General features: G+C 66.3%; 18 protein-coding genes and 1 pseudogene. 4 read left to right on the plus strand and 15 right to left on the minus strand.

What is annotated here, in order from left to right; all coding sequences use genetic code 11:
* Window positions 1-46: 46 nt before the first annotated feature.
* The 3 genes from BJ970_RS36050 to BJ970_RS36060 form a co-directional block, all read right to left on the minus strand.
* On the minus strand, window positions 47-505 hold the full coding sequence (locus BJ970_RS36050; RefSeq protein WP_184732927.1) for an STAS domain-containing protein: 459 nt from the start codon (window positions 503-505) through the stop codon (window positions 47-49).
* 459 nt (window positions 506-964) lie between these two features.
* Entirely contained in the window at window positions 965-1321 is a 357-nt protein-coding gene (locus BJ970_RS36055) for a hypothetical protein (RefSeq protein WP_184732929.1), read from the minus strand.
* A 317-nt stretch (window positions 1322-1638) separates the two neighbouring features.
* The gene (locus BJ970_RS36060; protein ID WP_184732931.1) at window positions 1639-1779 is read right to left on the minus strand and encodes a hypothetical protein; all 141 of its coding nucleotides are present in this window, start codon (window positions 1777-1779) and stop codon (window positions 1639-1641) included.
* Between the two features lie 537 nt (window positions 1780-2316).
* Between BJ970_RS36060 and BJ970_RS36065 the strand changes: the two genes are divergently transcribed.
* Entirely contained in the window at window positions 2317-2859 is a 543-nt protein-coding gene (locus tag BJ970_RS36065; RefSeq protein WP_184732933.1) for a hypothetical protein, read from the plus strand.
* A 169-nt stretch (window positions 2860-3028) separates the two neighbouring features.
* Window positions 3029-3184, plus strand: a complete 156-nt coding sequence (locus tag BJ970_RS36070; protein ID WP_184732935.1) for a DUF6131 family protein — start codon at window positions 3029-3031, stop codon at window positions 3182-3184.
* A 206-nt stretch (window positions 3185-3390) separates the two neighbouring features.
* Here BJ970_RS36070 and BJ970_RS36075 read toward each other — a convergent pair whose 3' ends face one another.
* The 10 genes and pseudogenes from BJ970_RS36075 to BJ970_RS36115 form a co-directional block, all read right to left on the minus strand.
* Window positions 3391-4653 (minus strand): nucleotide sugar dehydrogenase, encoded by a 1263-nt coding sequence (locus BJ970_RS36075; RefSeq protein ID WP_312864650.1) that lies wholly within the window; start codon window positions 4651-4653, stop codon window positions 3391-3393.
* A 104-nt stretch (window positions 4654-4757) separates the two neighbouring features.
* Complete coding sequence (locus BJ970_RS36080; protein ID WP_184732937.1) at window positions 4758-6791, minus strand: GNAT family N-acetyltransferase; 2034 nt, start codon at window positions 6789-6791, stop codon at window positions 4758-4760.
* Complete coding sequence (locus BJ970_RS36085) at window positions 6788-7393, minus strand: sugar transferase (protein WP_246472210.1); 606 nt, start codon at window positions 7391-7393, stop codon at window positions 6788-6790. Before BJ970_RS36085 ends, BJ970_RS36080 begins: the two co-directional genes overlap by 4 nt.
* Window positions 7394-7475: 82 nt before the next feature.
* Window positions 7476-8924, minus strand: a complete 1449-nt coding sequence (locus BJ970_RS36090) for an O-antigen ligase family protein (RefSeq protein WP_184732939.1) — start codon at window positions 8922-8924, stop codon at window positions 7476-7478.
* Window positions 8921-10531: a lipid II flippase MurJ gene (locus BJ970_RS36095; protein ID WP_184732941.1), complete on the minus strand. Its 1611-nt coding sequence runs from the start codon at window positions 10529-10531 to the stop codon at window positions 8921-8923. Before BJ970_RS36095 ends, BJ970_RS36090 begins: the two co-directional genes overlap by 4 nt.
* Window positions 10528-11439 carry a GumC domain-containing protein gene (locus tag BJ970_RS36100; protein WP_184732943.1) on the minus strand — a complete coding sequence of 304 codons (912 nt, stop codon included), beginning with the start codon at window positions 11437-11439 and terminating at the stop codon, window positions 10528-10530. The genes BJ970_RS36095 and BJ970_RS36100 overlap by 4 nt, the downstream gene beginning before the upstream one ends.
* A complete protein-coding gene (locus BJ970_RS36105; RefSeq protein ID WP_184732945.1) occupies window positions 11436-12545 on the minus strand; it encodes a DegT/DnrJ/EryC1/StrS family aminotransferase in 1110 nt (369 codons plus the stop codon). Before BJ970_RS36105 ends, BJ970_RS36100 begins: the two co-directional genes overlap by 4 nt.
* Window positions 12542-12682, minus strand: coding sequence for a hypothetical protein (locus tag BJ970_RS38675; protein WP_246472212.1), 141 nt, complete (start codon window positions 12680-12682; stop codon window positions 12542-12544). Before BJ970_RS38675 ends, BJ970_RS36105 begins: the two co-directional genes overlap by 4 nt.
* A gap of 281 nt (window positions 12683-12963) precedes the next feature.
* A pseudogene (locus tag BJ970_RS40325) lies at window positions 12964-13557 on the minus strand (Gfo/Idh/MocA family protein); the annotation flags it as partial.
* Between the two features lie 40 nt (window positions 13558-13597).
* Window positions 13598-14500, minus strand: a complete 903-nt coding sequence (locus tag BJ970_RS36115; RefSeq protein WP_312864098.1) for an IS5 family transposase — start codon at window positions 14498-14500, stop codon at window positions 13598-13600.
* Between the two features lie 686 nt (window positions 14501-15186).
* Here BJ970_RS36115 and BJ970_RS36120 point away from each other — a divergent pair.
* Together BJ970_RS36120 and BJ970_RS36125 are read left to right on the plus strand one after the other, a co-directional pair.
* On the plus strand, window positions 15187-16155 hold the full coding sequence (locus tag BJ970_RS36120; RefSeq protein ID WP_246472214.1) for a glycoside hydrolase family 18 protein: 969 nt from the start codon (window positions 15187-15189) through the stop codon (window positions 16153-16155).
* 249 nt (window positions 16156-16404) lie between these two features.
* Entirely contained in the window at window positions 16405-17619 is a 1215-nt protein-coding gene (locus BJ970_RS36125; RefSeq protein ID WP_184732949.1) for a phenylacetate--CoA ligase family protein, read from the plus strand.
* Here BJ970_RS36125 and BJ970_RS36130 read toward each other — a convergent pair.
* Together BJ970_RS36130 and BJ970_RS36135 are read right to left on the minus strand one after the other, a co-directional pair.
* Window positions 17601-17741 (minus strand): hypothetical protein, encoded by a 141-nt coding sequence (locus BJ970_RS36130; protein WP_246472216.1) that lies wholly within the window; start codon window positions 17739-17741, stop codon window positions 17601-17603. The genes BJ970_RS36125 and BJ970_RS36130 overlap by 19 nt on opposite strands.
* A gap of 75 nt (window positions 17742-17816) precedes the next feature.
* Window positions 17817-18404 carry a helix-turn-helix domain-containing protein gene (locus BJ970_RS36135; RefSeq protein ID WP_184733068.1) on the minus strand — a complete coding sequence of 196 codons (588 nt, stop codon included), beginning with the start codon at window positions 18402-18404 and terminating at the stop codon, window positions 17817-17819.
* Between the last annotated feature and the right edge of the window lie 252 nt (window positions 18405-18656).

Genomic DNA, 18656 nt, shown 5'->3' on the forward strand with positions numbered 1-18656 from the left:
GGCGCGACGGCCTAGGTGCGACGGAGGTCTGTGGTCGGCGTGGCGGTCAGCCGGTGGCATGCAGCTGGCGCGCGCGCCCAGTCACCCCGGCTAGCGCCCGCTCAAGCGTGGCATAGCAGGGGAACACCTCGGTCAGCTCCGCGGCGGTCAGTGCCCGTTGCAGGCAGCGTGGACCGGTGACCAGGCGCAGTTGCACACGGCGGATGTCAGCCTGTCGCTGAGCGTGCAGTAGCAGTTCCAGTCCTGCCACGCCGATGAAGGTGAGCCGGGATAGGTCCAGTACGACTGTTTCGGCCATCGAGGACAATCGGGGGGCCAGTAGTTCGTGCAGTCGAGCGGCGGTTTGGGAGTCCAGGTCACCGCTGACCTGTAGCAGCACGGACGTGCTCGTCGGGCGGGACAGCTGAAGATCGAGATCCGGGTGAGGTTTCGGTGGATCCTGCATCTGCTGCCCGCCGCGGTGGGTGTTCTGCGTGGCGCGGTGACGGGGAGCAAGGGCGGTCATGTGGCTGCCTCCTTAGACAGGGCAGCCAGCGAAGAAGACTGACGATCCCACAACGACATCCCTGGCCCGGTCGGAGGCCGGGACAACAACCCCGAAACGGAACCGACGGAGCAACTCCGTCAGGCTGTCGCGTTCGGTGCGAGGGTTCATCGGCTGTGTGCTCAACCGTTGGCGCTCACCTTACCGTCCAGCATCGATCTGTCCAACGCCGCGCGAGTGATGGTTTCCTCCCACTGGAGGCGGTGCGTCGGGTGCGGGAGCCGCGAAAGTCCACAGCTGTAATGGATACCCTGCGCACAGCCGGCCCACGGTACGAAGTTCACCCGACCCGTGGGGCCTGCGCGCTGCGGAACCACTCCTCGAACCGGGGCTGAAACGCCTCGCGCAGGTTGCGGCCAGCGGTGTACTGCGTCGCGGAAGCGTTGGCCCTAGTGGCGGCAGACGCACCCTGGCTGAACGTCAAACTTGGTTCTGATTCGGATCGCGCTCAGACCGAGCCTTCTGATGCGCGCGTCTCCGGTTATCAGCCTGCCTGCGGGCGCGTTCTCGATGCACCACATGGGCTTGCTCCGGAGTCGCGGTCCCCTCGGCTACCGCCACCTCGGCTTCAATGATCCGCCGTTCTCGTTCATCGGCTTCATTCGCCCGAATCTGCTCGTCGGGGTCGGGCCGCCTAGTGCGGACCGGATGTCTCCTGCGATACGGGTTGTCCGGAGGCAACCCGCCGGATACCCGGCCGTAGCAGCCAAGGAAGAGCAGCACGAGGCCGACGACGAGGCTGAAAAGGACATTCGACAGGCGGGAGCTCATCGCCACCGGTCGGGCCGCCTAGTGCCTCGCCGAGACAGTCCCAAAGCTGGACATACCAACGGCTATGAGCTTTGCGTGCCGGATAGTGCTTGGCATCTAGGTATGCGTGCAGCTGCACGAGATCCACTCCGGTCACGTCGGCGACCACACCGCCTGGTTGCTGTTCGGAACCACCGCCCTGGCCGCGCTCGTCTCGATTCCCTTCTGGCTCAGGTGAATCGATCCGCCACGTGCCCGGCCGACGCACCAGCGCGCGCATGGCGCTCGCCGTTGCGGCACGGCGCGCCAGCTGGTCGATCTACGGCCCTGCCTGCGCCAGCACGTCAGTCGTAGCCCAGCTTGATCACGTCGTTCTCGTCAGCGTCTTCGACCGGCTCCGAGCCGGCTGGACTGCCCATCTCATCATTTGGTTCCGCGGTTGGCATGATTTCGCTCTCCACCGCGTTCTCGTCCCAGGAAGCCAATCGGACCATCCCTAGTGCGTCGCGAAAAATCCCATTGCACACCAAGCAGAGCCGTCTCATCGGCCCCAGGCAATTAAGCCGACTAGTGCTCCTCTCGGCTACCCCACCCGGTTCCACGGCAAACGCCGGTTGTCCACGCACTGCCGAGCGCGGAAACAGCGGCAAGGCAAGGGTGATCCGGTTCTTGCCGCCAGATCATTCGACCTGGTCAGAACAATTGGCCTGCGTAGACACGAGTTTTGCGCGGCGACGCTCCCGCGCTGCGGTCGCCACCATTCGCCGCACCCGCTGCATCAGGAATCTTGTACTGGCAGCTCCCATGCGACCGACCAGCAGAGCCGCACCGGCGCACATCCCAGCACCACCAAATTTCACATTGATTAACCCTGATAGACAGGACACAATCGCCACGCATGCCGAACTGCTGACCGCCTCGTCACACCGGGCCCGGCTGCGTTGCGTTTGCGCGCGGAGCGCGCGGGAAACCGACTGGAAGCAGGCCCGGCGGAAACGGGAGGTGGCGTGATGGAAGCCCCCATGGACTCGAAGACCCGCGACCTGTTGCGTGCTGGAGCACGGGGATTGTTCGGCGCCATGGCGATGACCGGTATGCGAACGCTCACTGGGAATGTCGGACTTGTCCACGAGACCCTTCCCGAAGCGATCGTTATGAAGCACGCACCAGAACCCGTCCGCCGACTGGCCGTAGAACATCGCGTCGCGCTCACCGAGGCTGCGCATTGGTCCTACGGCGCCGTCGCCGGGCTCGGCTACAGTTTTCTCCCCAACCGGGTCCGGGCGAACCCGTGGTGCGGGCCGGCGTACGGCTTGCTTATCTGGCTGGCATTCGAAGCGGTCATCGCTCCGCTGCTGGGAGTGCGCCCGGCTCGGCGACGCCTGATCGGCCGGTTGGTCATCGCGCTCGACCACGTGTTGTACGGCGTGATCGTGGCCGGGCGGCTCGCCCCCGAGCCTGGTGCGGTCGCGCAGCCAGTCGGGGACGGGCGACAGCACCACGTCGTGGGGGGCGCCCGGCCACGTGGCGGCAACCAAATTGAGCCGAGTCGGCTCGAAACATAGATGGCCCGACTCCGCAGCGGCGAGCTGTACGGCAAAGGTGTTCCCATCGTTGGGCGCGAACGGTCGAAGGTCCAGGCACCAGGAATCGGCCGGTATGGAATGCAGCGCCGACGGGTACCACCAAGGCACGGAGAGACGGCAGAGCCTCTCAACAGGAGGAAGACGGGTCATGATCACGCTGGGAATTATCCTGCTCGTTACCGGTTTCCTCACCGGAATTCACATCATCTGGACTCTCGGCATTGTCGCAGTGGTGGCGGGTGCCGTACTAGCCATCGCCGGCGGTACCGGTCACGCCATCGCTGGCCGCAAGCATTGGTTCTAAACCGCGCGGGCAGGCGCTAAACCGTGCGGACAGCGCCACGGAAGCCGTGGCCAGCAATTGATGCCCGAGCTACGGAAGGATGCAAAGCAGTGTTGCCGGCGTCGCTGCCCTCCCACTCCCGGTAGGCAGCGACGCATCCGGCCCCGGTTTCGGCGTCGTCACCGGTTTTCTCCGCCTCTGCGTTGAATGTGGGGGCTCCGTTCTGGTCAAAACCGTTCCACCTGTGGGTAGCGGAGCCGGTTGCGGGTATCCAGCACGCGGTCGGCGTATCGCTCCAGCAGCGCCCAGTCGAGTATGTCGTGGTCGGTGAGCACGATGATCAGGTCAGACTGGGAGATCTGGTCGGCATCGAATCCGACCAGTCGCACGTGTGGCGGGACCTCGTCCGGGTCGATAAGGGGGTCGACCGCGCGAAGGTCGGCGCCGAGCCGGTCGAGGCGCTCGGCCACGGCCATCGACGGGGAGTTGCGTGCGTCGCCGGAGTTCGCCTTGTAGGTCAGCCCGACCAGCAGGACGGCGCTGCTGTTGACGGGTTTTCGGCGCCGGTTCAGGTGTTCCGTGGCGCGTGCGACGACATAGTCCGGCATGTGTTTGTTGATATCGTTGGCGACGTCGACCAATCGGAACTCCTTTCCCAGGCAACGCCGCACCTGCCAAGACAGGTAGGAGGCGTCGATCGGCAGGCAATGCCCGCCGACCCCGGGTCCGGGGGAGAAGCGCATGAACCCGAACGGTTTGCTGGCCGCCGCATCGAGGACTGACCACACGTCCACCCCGAGGCCGTGCGAGAACACCGCGAGCTCGTTGACCAACGCGATGTTGATGTGCCGGAAGGTGTTCTCCAGAAGTTTTGCCAGTTCCGCCTCCCGAGTTCCTGGCACCGGAACGGTCACGTCCACCAGTTGGTCGTAGAATTCGCGAACGACGCGCAGCGACGCCGGGTCCACACCGGACACGATTTTGGGCGTGTTGTGGAACTTCCAGGTCGGGTTGCTCGGGTCGATGCGTTCCGGGCTGTAACCAACGTGAAAGTCGGCTCCCGCGCGCAGTCCTGAACCGGCCTCCAGGATCGGTACGAAGATTTCCTCCGTGGTCCCCGGGTAGGTGGTGGATTCGAGCACCACGCAGCAGCCGGGCGTGATGTGCGTGGACAACGCACGGGCGGCCTCTTCTATGTAGCGCAGATCCGGTGCGTCGTCGTGCAGTGGAGTAGGAACACACACCGAAGCGAAGTCGAAACCGCGCAGTTCGGCGTGCTCGGTGGTCGGTAGGTACCGGCCCGTCGCCAGAGCCGCCGCGAGTCGTTCGTCGTCCACGTCGTCGATGAAGGACTTGCCCCTCTGGAGCAGATCGATGCGGTCCTTGTCGACGTCAAGACCGACGACGTCGAATCCCGCCTCGCAGGCGCGCATGGCGACGGGAAGGCCCACGTAGCCCTGGCCCACGATGACAACTCGTGCACCGGACACTCCGATCACCTCGTCCGGGCGTTTCCCGTATTCGTCCGTTCGTGGAAATGCAACGGCACGCTTCGTTTTTGGGGCTGTTCGGTCATGTCGCTGCATGAAGACTCCTAGCAGAAGTACCGGTAGAGCAGGGAACCGGCTTTGCCGGTGATGTCATCGGAGACGGATTCGTCGGTGAGCAACCCGGTGATGTCGCCGAGCACCTTGTCCACTTCGGACCGTGTAGTCGTCCGCTCGTCTTGTGAGCCCAAGGCCACGACCAGCTTCTCGTCGTCGGCGAACTTCCGCTTGAAGTGCAGCAGCCCCGGCTGGTCGAGGTCGCTAACACCCCAGTCGACCAGCCGCAGCCCGCGCTCGGTGGCCCAGCGGATACCGGCCCAGTAGATCGCTTCGTTGGGGCGCAGTCGCAGCCGGTCCTGCAGCGACGAACCGAACTTGAAGTGCAGCACGTCGTTCCACCGGAGGAACACCCCAGCGGCGACGGGTTCGTCGCCCACGCGCGCTGTCATCGTCACGACCGAGTCGTCGGAATGGAACTGCTCCCACAGGTTCTCGAAGAACTCCACCGGCTGGGCCAGCATTCGGTACTTGTGCTTGCGCAGCCGGACCTGCATCCGGTGAAAGTTCCTCAGCGCTTCCACACCGGTGTCGGCGACGATCCGGACGCCGTTGCGCTCGGCTACGGCTATGTTGCGGCGGGCGGTGCCGGAGATCCGTCGGTGGAGTTCGGACAGGGGGGCGTCCAGCCGCGTCGCGTGCCAGGCGAGCCGGCCGGTTTCCCGCAGCCGCGGATCCCGCACGGGGACTTCGGAACGCAAACACCGCAGTGCGATGGGGACGCCCTGGTCGACGACCCCGTTGGTAAGCCGGCGCCAGACGGTCTCGTTGGGCGCGAACGGGTCCGCCCAGTCGGAGAACGGAAGGCTGCACAGCCGTTCGCCGCGGACGTCCCGGACGCGGACCCAGGCGAAGCCGCCGATTGCCGCTCCGGATGCGTCCACCGCGATGCGGGCTTCAGGGGTGAAACCGTACGTCCGGCACAGTGCCTCCAGCCACGGCTGGGAGGTGAATACGCTGCCCTGCGGACCAGCGGCGAGTTCGGCCCACCGCGAGTCTTTCCGCGGGTCGACGGTGACGATCTCGGGTGTGGTGCCGCGGGTCTTCGCAGGCGTTCGGGAGAGCTGGAACGGCGGTGGCTTCCGCAGCTTTTCCACCGCCGTGGACCGCGCCGCCAGCAGGTCATCGACGGTGATGGCGCCGAGTTCCCGGGGTAGTACCAGGCCGCGGCGGCCGAGTTCGGTCGCGAGCTGGCGCTGGTGATCGTCGATGGCCTCGCCGAACCGGCGCTCCCGGGTGACCACCACCGGCGCCTTGCCCGCATCGAAGGCCAGTAGCACGGAACCGGTACCGGAATGGCTGACCACCACGTCGGCCGACGAAAGCGCCTCCGCGAGCTGGGTGATGGGCAGGTACGGCTTGGTTTGGATCGGCAGGTCGTCCACCGGCGCCGGACCGGTCTGCCAAAGCACCTCGACCGGCAGGCCGGTCGCGCGGTGCAGCGCACCGTCCGGCTCTAGCAGCGGCACCAGAGATTCGATCATCCGCCGGAATGGGTACACCGATGCGCCGACCGTGACCACCACGCGCAACCTGTTTCCCAGCGGGCGGTCCGCGGTCGCCGCCCGGTAGACGTCGAACTGGCTGCCGCCGTGGCGCCAGCCGCGGTCGGCAGCATGCGGGTACTGGGTGTAGACCCGGACCCGGGGAACCCAGCGGAGTATTTTTCCGGTCAGTGACGGACTTTTCACTCGTGCGGCGCTTTCAATGTAGTGGCACTCCACGCCGCGCGCGGCCAGGTAGGGCAGGAAACCGAGTGCGATGCCGGAACCGGTGGAAATGGCCCGGGTGATGCCCCGGGCACGCCACAGCCGGTGCGCGATCGGCAGGCACCGCAGCACTCCCGGCACGCTGCGGCATCCGACCGGCGGGACGTATACGACGTCCCGATCTGCCAGCATCGACTTGCTCTGCTCGTTGCGGCTGGTCACCCACACCGCCGGGCCGTCCGCCGGAATCCGCTCGGACAGGCTGTGCAGCTGCGCCAGGTGACCACCAGTGGTTGCCAGGAAGAGTGTCGTCATCGGGCACCGTCCCCGCGCAGCATCGACGGCAGGGTTCGGGCCAGGATGCCGAGGTCGGTCTGCAGGCTGCAGGACCGCACGTAGACCATGTCCAGCCGAAGCATGTCCAAGGTGCCCATGGTGCTGCGGCCGCTGACCTGCCACAGCCCGGTCAGCCCGGGTTTCACCGCGCTCCGTTCGGCGAACTCCGGTGGGAACATCGCGGCCTCCCACTCAAGGCATGGACGTGGGCCCACCAGCGCCATGTCACCGCGCAGCACGTTGAGCAACTGCGGCAACTCGTCGAGGCTGGTGCGCCGCAGCCAAGAACCAATCGAGGTGATGCGCGGATCGCCGTCCAGCTTGAAACTGCCGTCGACGGAGGTGTTCTCGCCGCGCAACTCGCGTGCGATCATGTCGCGCAGCGGTTCGTCGCTGGATCCCAGGCGCATGGTGCGGAACTTGTAGAGCGTGAACGGCTTTCCGCCCTGCCCGACCCGGCGTTGCCGGAACAGCGCCGGGCCTCGGCTGGTGAGGCGGATGATGCCGGCGACGATGAGCATCGCCGGCGCGAGCACGGCCAACCCGACGGCTGCGGCGATCACGTCGATTACGCGCAGCATGGCCCGCTCCCACCGCGGTCGCCGACCGCGCAACGTCGACGGTTCCGGCTTGCGCTTCGCCCGCACCGTCGGCGTTGGTCTCCTACGCTGTGCGAGACCGGTCGAAAGCAGGAATCTGAGTGCCGCGCCCGTCATCATTGAGCCTCCCGGACATGATCGCCAGCAAAACGAACAGCAGATCGCCGAACCCGCGGACCACGAGATGGATGTCGATCAACGACAGAACCAGGACCATCCACCAAGCAATCTCCAGCGTTGCCGCGCACGCCCCGACCGAGCCCGGATAGGAGGCCAGCCGGCGGGACTCGCGCAGCACCGCAACCGACAGCCAGGCGAACGCGAGCAGCAGCGGAATCCCGCCGACCCAAAGGAACTGCAGATAACCGGATTCGAGGTAGATCACGTCCCGCCAGGTCTCCGGGGCAGTGAGCACCGAGTCCGGTGAGATCCCGAGGACGAAGCGTCCGTCGGCCAGCTGGGGCAGGTAGAAGGTGGTGAGGTTGTCCCACCGGCCGAGCCAGCTGCGGGGCACGTCGTAGCCCTGCGCGAAGTCGGCCATGCGGCCGAGGAACGCGGGCGCGCCGACGAGCGCGGCGATCCCCACGATCGGCAGGAACCTGGCCACTTGGCGCCGGGCCTGGGGGTAACGGCGCAGGATCAGCACCCCGCCCACGAGTGCGGAGATCCAGGTCGAGAACTGCCCGCTTGCCAGGACTCCGGCACCGAGCAGGACGCCGAGCCCGATCCGTTCCCACTTGCCGAGGATTCCGCGAGTGCCGCAGTACAGCAGGAGTGCCAACCCGACGATGATGTAATCGCCGGTGGCGATCGAGGACGCCAGAGTCGCCGTGCCGCGTTCGCTGGCGTCGCTCGCGTCCGCATTCCAGAACGCGCTGAGCAACGCCAGCACAGGTTCGACACCCAGCGTCTGCAAGATCGCCACTACCGACAACCCCGCGGTCGGCCAGACCACCAGGCGGATGCAGCGAAGCCGCTGTTGTTCGGTGTGCACGGTCAACCGGACGAGCAGGAACAGCGCCGCGAGTTTGCACACCGGCAGCAGCGCCGCTAGATCGGAACCGTGTGGTTCATTGCCGCGCAGCATCATCGACGTGATCGGCCAGACGGTGCTGAACACCACGAAACCGGCCAGCGGAACGTCCAGTGGCCGCAGGCGCAGCGGGATCGGGTCACCACGTAGCAGCCGCAGCCAGCCGCCGAGGCATGCCCCGGCCACCAGCACGGCGAACAAGGCCTCGTTCGGTCGCGCTCCCGGCACCAGCGTGCCCCGGTCGATACCCGCGAGAAATGGCAAAGTCAGCAGGTAGGCGTAGGTCGCGAACACGGGGCGGTACGCGGCCGCGGCAAAAAGCGCCGCAGTCACCAGTGCCCCGGCGACCAGCGGCCCGGCCACTGCGATGGACAGCCCGGCCAGCGATGCGCACAACGCCGCCACGGTCATGAGCAGCATTCCCGCGCGGTCTGTGACCCTGCCGGAAATCTCGTCGCGTCGGGGCAGCAAGACGCTCATGGGCATCGTCCGATCCAGCTGATCCGCACCGCCCCGGCGTAGACGGCGATCGCCGCCAGTCCGCACGCACCGAGAACGATCACGTATCCGGCCTGGCTGATCGCGCCGACGCTCAGAAACCAGCGGCCGAAAGCGACGATCGGCACCATCGAGATGCAGGCGAGAAATGCCCGCGCGATCTGCGCGTGGTCGATCCAGCCTTCGGGCCGCAACGCTGCTCGCAGCCCGAAGATCACGGTCACCGCTCCGGCCAGCTCACCCGCGAGCAGGCTCGCGCACAGCACCACCAAGCGGGATTGGTCGTCCGGCACGAGCAGCGAGGTGGCGGTGACGGTGAGCGACGTGGCCAGCAGCGCGTAGCTGGCCAGCCGCGGGCAGCGGGTGTTCAGCCGCGCGAACAGCGCGTCGAGGCCGACCATGTGCACGCTCGCCGCGAACTGGGCGACCGCGATCACCGCGAGGCAGGCCGCGAGTTGGTCGATCAGCTTGTCCGAGTGCATCTGCCCGTTCGCCAGCATGCTCGCCAGCGGGTGGGCGAGCACGGTGAGCAGAAGCAACGGCGGCAGGCTGGTGATCGATGCGAGGCTTAGGGCTTGTCGCCATGACGCGGCGAAACCGCTGTGGTCGTCACGTGCGGCTGCGGCCGACAACCCTGGCAGCACGACGGTCGACACTGCCCGCGCCCCCAACGCGGTGGGGACCTGCATGACCGTGTATGCGTTCTGCACCACGATGACTCCGCCAGGCACAGTTGACGCGACGCCCAAGAGCACGTACAGCGCGACCGACCGTGTGAGGGGCAGGCTGATCGAACTGCGCAGCCGTCGCAGGACGGCCGCCAACTCCGGGTCCGAGCGCCATCGCAGCGACGGGCGCACCGGCAGCCCCACCCGGGACGCCCCGAACAACTGGAGGCAAGCATGTACCGCCACGGCAAGGGTGCTGCCCAGCCCGAGAACGACCATCGGACCAGCCGAAATGTCCGCGAAATCGAGCCCAGCGCCCCAACGCACACCGACCACGACTACGGCGGCGATGAGCACCACGTTCTCCGCTGCGGGAGCCACGGCCGCCAGCGCGAAGCGTTCATGGGCCTGCTGAGCAGCGGCTCCCAGCGCTGCCAACGTGTAGAGCATGACCTGGGGCGCGACCAGCAGGACGAGCACTGTCGTCGTTTGCTCGGCCTGCTCCCGGAGCGAGGGCTGCGAGATGCCGAGGCTCAGGCACCACCCGAGCACCGGCGCGACGAGCGCCATGAGTCCGGCTAGCCCCGCTGACGCGATCAGCAAGAATCCGCTGACCCGGCCGAGCAGTCTGATTGCCACGTCTGGTCCGCCGCGCGCGAGCACCTGCACCACGGTTGGGACGATCACCAGAGCGAGTGCCGGCCCCGCGATGACGCTGTAGGTCAGGTTGGGAACCATGTTCGTGGCGACGAACGCGTTCGCGAAGTAGGTCGGGCCGAGCACCGCGCCAACCACGACGACCCGGACCAGCCCGGTCAGTCGGCTGATGAGGATCCCACCAGCGACGACCGCGGAACGCCGCACCGTTCTGCTGGCAGCTGGCCGGGACAGGTCGCCGCGCGGCACGGAATGGACACTCACCGTGTGCTCCACCGGCGGACCAGCGGCACAGCGGTGAGGGCCGCGACCAGGAGCCCGGCGAGCGCTCCGGCCACCGTAGCGAACATGGGACGGGGGCTGACTGGGTCGGTCACCAGGTAGGCCAGTACGACGAGCTTGGGTTCGGAGCGCGCGAGTTCGGCCATGCTGAGCTGGTCGAGCTGCGACTGCAACTGCTGCTCGCGTTGCTGCAGGCCTTGCACCAGCGACTCGGCGGAGGCCAGCGAGGGCGAGCCGGCTACTGCGCGCTCGCGCGAGACCTGTGTGCTTGCCTCGGCGAGCTTCGCCCGGACATCGCCGAGCTGCCCGCGCACATAACCGTCCACTCCGGACCCGCTGTTGGTGCGCGCGACGTCCCGGTAGCGGTCGACGATCTCCTGGGTCCGGCGCAGGGCGACGTCGGGGACACCGGCCCTGGCCTCCACCTGCAGGACCTCGCTGCTGTCGAGCAGCGACATCGTAACCGTCTTTTCCAATTCCTCCACCGGAAGCCGCTCCCGGGCGGCCACTGGCCCGAGCACCTGCCTGCTGCGCAGTAGCACCAGTTGGGTCGTCAGACTCCGGTCCTCGCGCAGGAAACCGGTCGACTTCTCCTCACCGATCGGGAAGAGGATCTGCGCGCGCGCCGCGTACACCGGCGGCCACACCAGCGCTCCGACGAATGCGGTGCCAGCTCCGATCAGCACGATCAGCAGCGACACGCCCAGCAGCCGCCGCTTGTTGGCCAGCAGCGCGGACCACGCTCGGCTTCCCGGCTCGCCCGGCGAAGTCCGCCGGTCCTCTCCAGCGCCGAGGCGCGGACTGATGGACGCGGCAGCGTTCGCCATCGGAGCGGCGCCCGAGCGCTGAGCGTTGTCCGGCTCGCCGTTGGAGTGTTGGGTCTCGGTCAAGGCCAGACACCTCGCAATGCATCGCATACCCGCACGACGTCGTCGTCGCCGAGCGTCGGGGAGATGGGCAGGGACAAGATCTGCGTGGCGGCCTCTTCAGCGACGGGAAGCCGTTCCTCGCATCCGGGGAAAGCCGGTTGCCGATGGCACGGAACCGGGTAGTGCACGCCCCACCCCACACCGGCCGCGGAGAGCGCCGCACCTACCTGTTCCCGCTGCGGAGTCCGCACGACCGCGAGGTGGTACACGTGCTCGGCTGCGGGGTCCACGGCGACTGGCTCGAAGGACGACGGCAGCGATTCCCGGTACCGGCGCATGAGTTCGCGCCGACGCGCGTTGTCCGAGTCCAGGCGCGCGAGTTTCAACGACAGCGCAGCGGCCTGGATGCTGTCGAGCCTGCTGTTGCGCCCTGACAGCTCGTGGCAGTGCCGGTCGTGCGCGGCCCGACCGTGGTTGGCAAGGCGCCGCACCCGGTCGGCCAACTCGATGTCGCTGGTGACGACGGCGCCGCCATCGCCCAGCGCCCCTAGGTTCTTCCCGGGATAGAAGCTGAAACCGGCGGCGCATCCGACACTTCCGGCAGGGTGTCCGTTGTAGCGCGCTCCGTGCGCCTGTGCCGCGTCCTCGATGAACGCGAGACCGTAGCGGTCCGCGAGCGAGCTCAGCGTTGGCACATCGACCATTTGGCCGAACAGGTGGACCCCGATGATCGCTGCGGTACGTCGGTTCACCGCTGCGGCGGCCGCCGCGGGATCGATCAGCAGCGTGTCGGGGCGGACATCGACGAATACCGGCCGCGCCCCGGCCGCATGCACCGCTTCCGCGGTGGCGACGAAGGTGTTCGCCGGAACGATGACGTCGTCGCCGCCTCCGATGCCCAGCGCGGTCAAGATCAGTTCGATGGCGTCGGTGCCGTTGGCCACACCGACACAACTGCGCGACTCGCAGTACTCGGCGAACTGCTTCTCGAACCGTTCGACTTCCGGCCCGCCGACGAACCGGCCGTGTTGGAGGACCGCCTTCCACGCCACTTCCAGATCCGCGTGCAGCTCGGCGTTGATGTCGACGAGGTCCAGGAAGGGGACCGCACCGGTGCTCCTGTTCATTGCCCGGCCTCTCTGTACGCCGCCGGCCCCGCGAGCAGCTGCAGGGCTTCCGCCTCCTCGGCGGTGCGCTGGGCTGGAACATCCGAAACCCGCACCGACCGACCGGTGACCTGTGCCAGGTCAGTCGCGCTGAGCACCCGGACGACCTCCAGGCCGCTCCGACCGGAGGTGTTGGGGGTTGGCCGGTGCGTACGCAGTCGATGAAATGGGTGTCCTGCACGAGCAGCGGCTCGCGGAAAACCACGTGCGGCGAGACGATGTCGCCGGAGCGGTAGGTGACCGGCATCGCGTGCACGTCCGCCGGATCGTCGAGGCCGGGCGAGTCCACGCCGATGTCATAGACGCGGATCCGGTCCTCATCGGACGTGTCGTCGTAGACCGCCATCTTGTGGTCGCCGACGACCGTCACGCGGCGGACCTTCTGTGGATTGAGCCAGCTGACGTGGACGAAGGCGTAGGTCCCGGACTTCTCCAGCTCCAGGCGCACGTGCGCCACGTCCGCGTGTCGTCCGTCGACGTGATGATGGGCCCACGTGGTGACCGACGCCGGAGTTTCACCCATCAGGAACGAGATGATCGAAAGGTCGTGCGGTGCGAGGTCCCAAATGACGTTCACATCCCGTTGGTAGAGACCGAGGTTCAGCCGCGCGGTGTCGATGTAGAGCACCCGTCCCAGATCACCGGAGTCGATGATCTCCTTGAGTTTCCACACGGCGGCGTTGTACTCGAAGGTGTGACCGGTCATGAGCACCACGCCACGCTCATCAGCGGTGTCGACGAGTCTTCGGGCGTCCTCGATCGAGGTCGCCAGCGGCTTTTCGACGAGGGTGTGCTTTCCGGCGAGCACGGAGCGCAGCGCGATCTGTGCGTGCGAGCACGGCGGGGTTGCCACCACCACCGCCTGCACGCTGGGGAGAACCTCGTCTAGGGAGCACGCGGTGCCCGCCGCCGGGAAGTTTCGGCGGGCCTCGGCCAGCCGACCGAGATCCCGATCGACGACCACCGCCTTCACTCCGGGCAACGTGCTGAGAGGCTGTTGGGTATGTGAGTGATTACGCTGCGAGATGGGTCTCCACGGTGAGTCGGCGGGCGGCTTCGCGTTCGGTGGTGTTGGACCACTGGACGGTCTGGCCGGCCAGCCGGGTGGCCATGAGGCGGATCATCGCGAGCTTGATCATGGTTTCGGAGTTGACGGTCCGGCGTTCGTAGTCTCGTGCGAGGCGGCGATGACGGATCAGCCACCCAAAAGTTCGTTCGACCACCCACCTGCGCGGTAGCACCTGGAACCCCTTGACATCGTCGCTGCGTTTGACGATTTCCAGTACCAGTCCGAGTTTTTCCTTCGCCCAGGCCAGTAGGCCGTTGACGATGGAGTTGGCGTATCCGCCATCGGCCCAGACCAGCGCGATCGAGGGGAACCGGGCGGCCAGGCGTTGCAGGATCTCCCGCCCGCCGACGCGGTCCTGGACCGACGCGGAGGTGACCATGACGACCAGCAGCAGGCCGAGGGTGTCCACGATCAGGTGCCGTTTGCGGCCTGTCGTTTTCTTGCCCATATCGAACCCGCGCGCTTGGCCGCCCTCACTGCTTTTGATGGACTGGGCATCGAGCACCGCCGCCGACGGGTCCGCCTGGCGCCCGGCCTGGATACGGACCTGATCGCGCAGCGCGTCGTGAACACGGTCGATGGTGCCGTCAGCCGCCCAGGTCCGAAACCAGCGGTAGGCGGCGTCCCAGGGCAGCAGATCGCGGGGAATCATCCGCCACTGACAGCCCGAGCGCAGCACGAAGAAGACCGCGTCCAGCACCAGACGATCGCCGTATCTCCTTGCGGCACCGCCCTTTCGGCGGTCTCGTACCGGCATCAACGGTTCCAGGACCGCCCACACCTCATCGGTCAGACTGGACGGATAACATGAGCGGCGATCATCCCCGCCGGTATCGCAGTTGCACACACAACCAGATGACGGCGGGGATGATCTTTTGGTCTTCCCGACACGCCAACTATGATCAACATCACGTGGCGCTACGTGCCCACCCGGTTACCCAACAGTCTCTGAGAACGCGCATGTGCTTGGAACCCCAGTAGCCATAACCCACTACCGCAACGCGCACGCTGTCCGTTCGAGCCATGAAAGCCTCCAGAAACGGGGTTGGGAAGCAACTGGGATCCGGTGAGACATCGTTGAACTTCATCCGGAACTCTGCTTGTTTGGCAATACCAAAGTGGATGCGCACCATCGATTCGTCGCACAGCGTCAGCGCGGTACTGCCTAACGGAGCGGAGGCGAACATCTGATGGGGAAGCGGTGTCGTCACCTGCGCGTTTGACTGCGGGAGCATAAAGTGACCACGATGGCAGAAGGTGAGCTATCTTCGCGGAATAGCTGCAGGTATCCTGTGTGGACAGACACGATCTTCTTGCCAAAAAACTGGAAATCGCAGCCTGATCGAGTGACGTAGAGCTGCCGCTAGCAGAATGCGGAGCGGACGAATGGCAGTGAGAGCGCAGCGAACACTAGCGCCGCACATCCGGTGGCCCGCTTGTTGGCGGAACCACCGAACGAGTACACACGATTACCGGACCGTCCATATGGTGACGCGGCAGGCGGCTCTCGTGGCGGCAGGGGAGAATCGCATCATGCCGAAGATGCGCGCGCTTTTCATGACCCTCGTGATCGGTTGGGCGTTCATCTCGTGCGGAGCGCACGGCGACAGCGCTTCCCGGAGCACGGCCGCGGTGACTTCAGCGCCGTATTTTTTCTTCGGGTGGGGCAACCCCCCCGACCCGGTTGCGGTGATGAAGGAAACTGGCGTCAAGGCGTTCACTCTTGCTTTCATCCTGTCCGGTAATGGCTGTGATCCCGCATGGGACGCCGAACGTCCGCTGGACGGCCACGATGCCACTCAGATCAAAAGAATCCGCGATGCGGGCGGTGACGTCGCCGTATCCATGGGGGGCAGCGCCCAGGAGGGACGAAAGCTGGGCGAGGTTTGCCCGAACGAGCAGTCCCTGGCGGACGCGTACCAGAAGGTCATCGACGCCTACCAGCTCAAAGCGATCGACGTGAACATCGAGAAGGGCGAATTCAAATCCCCTGAAGCGCAAGACCGCGAACTCGGCGCGCTGAAGATCCTCAAGCAGCGCAACCCGGAGCTGAAGACGACCCTCGCATTCCCCACGGAACGTACCGGCCCGAGCGACTTCGGCAAGCGGCTCATCCGACGAGCGTACGAAATCGGCGCCGGCATCGATGTCTTCACGATCATGCCGTTCAATTTCGGGGGCACCGACATGACCCGCGATACGATCTCGGCCACCGAAGGGCTCGTGTCGGAGATCGCCAGCATCTTCGGAATACCGATCGAAGAGGCGTACCGCAAGGCCGGCATTTCGTCTAAGAACGGTGGGCTCGAGGAAACCGTGTGGTTGAAGGACTTCTACAATTTCCTGGACTACGCCAACCTCCGACGCCTTGGCCGATTCACCTTCTGGGCGGTCAACCGCGACCGGCCCGGCGACCCGAGTCATGACGCGGGGAGCGGGATCCCCCAGTTCGACTGGGACTTCACCAAGGTCGTAGCTCGCTACCACTCCACGGAGCCCTGATCGGTCCGGTCCGAGAACCACAGAACCGAATCTGCTCGTGTCACAAAGGCTTGCTGATTGAACGGTCCGGGAGGTCGGACGATGTCTCTGCTCCGTCTGCACACCGCCTTGCGCCCGCGCGTGGTCTCAGCCGTTACGCGCGGCGTTGTGGAGCCCGTTCTTCGGGCACCCTATCTGAGCACCGCCCGATGGTTGCCAGAGTTCTTCACGTGGCCTGAGCAAAAGCGGCGAGCTTGGCAATGGGGCCGGTTGCGCGCTGTCTTGCGGCACGCGCAGGAAGAGGTGCCGTACTACCGTGACGTGCTGGCCGGGCGGAACGTGGATGGGGTGGACCTCGCCGAGCTCCCCGTGATAGACAAGGCGAAGATGCGGCTATGCATGGACAATTTCTTGAGCCGGGGATGGCGAGACATTCCGCACATCGCCAAGAAGACCGGTGGAAGCACCGGCGACCCGTTCCAGTACCCGCTCGACAAGCGCGCCTGGACGCACATCTACGCGGCGAACCTGTACTTCTGGGAACGCACCGGCTACCGCTACGGGGACCGCCTGGTAATGGTGGGTTCTCCGCCCTCATTGCAGTCCGCGAGCGAGGGTGTGAAGTCTCGCTTGCGCGCTCGCTTGGAGGGGCGCGTGGTCTCCGCAGCGGGATGCCGCATCGACCCGGAGACGAGCCTGGAACGCGCGCTCACCGCCGGGCGCGCGGGGGGAGTGCTCTGGTACGGATACGCGAGCCATGTCGCAGCGATGGCCGACGCCGTACTGGAATCCCGTGTGCGCGTGCCCTCGCCGAAGGCGATCATCACGACGGCTGAGCTGTTGTTCCCGACCTGGCGCGAGCGCATCGAGCAAGCCTTCGAGGCGCCACTGCGCGACCAATACGGGTGCAACGACGGCGGCATCATGTCGCAAGAATGCTCACACGGTCGGCTTCACCTCGCCGAGAACGTATCGATCGTAGAGATCCTCGACCACGCTGGACGCCGGTGTCCACCGGGTGAGGAGGGTGACGTGGTCGTGACGAACCTGCACGCCCGGACGCTGCCCTTCCTGCGGTACCGGATCGGGGACCGGGCCGTGCTGGGCGCGGGGACATGTCCATGTGGCACGGAAGGTACGTTCCTGGAGCGGGTGGTCGGTCGGCAGGGCGACAGTTTGCAATTGCCGAACGGCAAGCACATTTCCATGCACGCGCTCGGAAAATGCTTGTTCGGTGCCCGTCACGTGCGTCGCTACCAGTTCGTCCAGCCGGATCCCCGTCGCGTCCAAGTGCGTCTGGAGGCCGAACCGGGTTTCGACGAGGATGAGCGCTCGATGATAATCGGCGAGGTCCGACGCCTGGTGGGCAGCATAGTCGATGTCGACCTGACGACCGACGAGCCGATGGAACGCACTCGGGGCGGCAAACATCGCGTAGTCGTGCGGACCTTCGACGGGGAACCGGGTCAGCCGATGGTCTGGTAGATCCAGTCCTGGTACCTGGTCGCGTCGGTGTAGACGGACGGGCCCATGCCGCACACCGGGACGACGCCGCCGAGTCGGCTGGTGACCCCGGTCAGTCGCCAGCCGTCGGGGCCGCCCTCCAACTGGGGGCCGCCCGAGTCGCCGAAGCAGCGCTCGTCAGTAGTTCCTGGCTGCCGGTGCAGATCTCGGTCTGAACGTCAATCCGGCTCACCCAGAATTAGAACCATCACGGCCAAACTGCCCAACAGCGTGGGCCGGGTCCAAGCCATCCACAGCACCTCGGCCTCTGGGATCCACGCCTCGTCCACGGCGGCCGCGCCCCGCTGGCGAGGCAGGACGGCCGTGACTCGCGCGCGCATCCGGTCCTTCAGGTACGGCTCGTCGGTCAGGCCCCAGCGCGCCAGGTTCTGGCCCACGGTCACCGGGCTGAGCAGGATGCCGTGCTCGCGGTTGATCAGTTCGGCGACGGCGTGCCGACTCCACAGTGCGTGGGACAGGCCGTGCCGGTCGGGGGTACCGGCGACGATCTTCTTGATCGTCCGCGCTTGCTGTGCCGGGGAAAGGGCGAGCTGCTGGCCTGGCCGCCGACCGCGAACCCTGGAGCGAAAGGATTCTTCGCCCCTCAGCCGATAGGCCCGCACCCATGCCCCGACCGTCTTGCGGGACACGCCGAGCAGGCGTGCCACCTCGGCTTGGGACACACCTGACTCGACCGCGGCGACGGCCCGACGACGTAGTTCTTCCAGCGCTTCAGGGGAGAGACTGCGCGCGTCACGTGTTGTCATCGTGCTCAAGCCAAGAATGTTGCAGGACGTTCGGTTCAAGCGAAACATCGTTGAAGGAAGGGCTGATCATTTCCCGTGGGCGAACGGCCGGTGTGACCAAATTTCCGAAAAACGGGTCATCTGTCGGGCGGCGTGAACGGTGCCCATTTCGGCGGCAGGGGTAGTAGGCGCGATCTCTTAGGCGTTGAGCACTGTGGACGATCCCTGCTGTGTCGCGCGGAGCGTGCGGAGCGACGGCCCGAGGTGAACGTG

It is taken from the genome of Saccharopolyspora phatthalungensis, from assembly GCF_014203395.1.
Classification (GTDB): Bacteria; Actinomycetota; Actinomycetes; order Mycobacteriales; family Pseudonocardiaceae; genus Saccharopolyspora; species Saccharopolyspora phatthalungensis.

Excerpts from the sequence above, each read along its gene's own strand:
- BJ970_RS36050 (WP_184732927.1), bottom strand. The coding sequence starts at position 505 with ATGACCGCCCTTGCTCCCCGTCACCGCGCCACGCAGAACACCCACCGC.
- BJ970_RS36065 (WP_184732933.1), top strand. The coding sequence starts at position 2,317 with ATGGACTCGAAGACCCGCGACCTGTTGCGTGCTGGAGCACGGGGATTG.
- BJ970_RS36070 (WP_184732935.1), top strand. The coding sequence starts at position 3,029 with ATGATCACGCTGGGAATTATCCTGCTCGTTACCGGTTTCCTCACCGGA.
- BJ970_RS36080 (WP_184732937.1), bottom strand. The coding sequence starts at position 6,791 with ATGACGACACTCTTCCTGGCAACCACTGGTGGTCACCTGGCGCAGCTG.
- BJ970_RS36085 (WP_246472210.1), bottom strand. The coding sequence starts at position 7,393 with ATGCTGCGCGTAATCGACGTGATCGCCGCAGCCGTCGGGTTGGCCGTG.
- BJ970_RS36090 (WP_184732939.1), bottom strand. The coding sequence starts at position 8,924 with ATGAGCGTCTTGCTGCCCCGACGCGACGAGATTTCCGGCAGGGTCACA.
- BJ970_RS36105 (WP_184732945.1), bottom strand. The coding sequence starts at position 12,545 with ATGAACAGGAGCACCGGTGCGGTCCCCTTCCTGGACCTCGTCGACATC.
- BJ970_RS36120 (WP_246472214.1), top strand. The coding sequence starts at position 15,187 with ATGCCGAAGATGCGCGCGCTTTTCATGACCCTCGTGATCGGTTGGGCG.
- BJ970_RS36135 (WP_184733068.1), bottom strand. The coding sequence starts at position 18,404 with ATGACAACACGTGACGCGCGCAGTCTCTCCCCTGAAGCGCTGGAAGAA.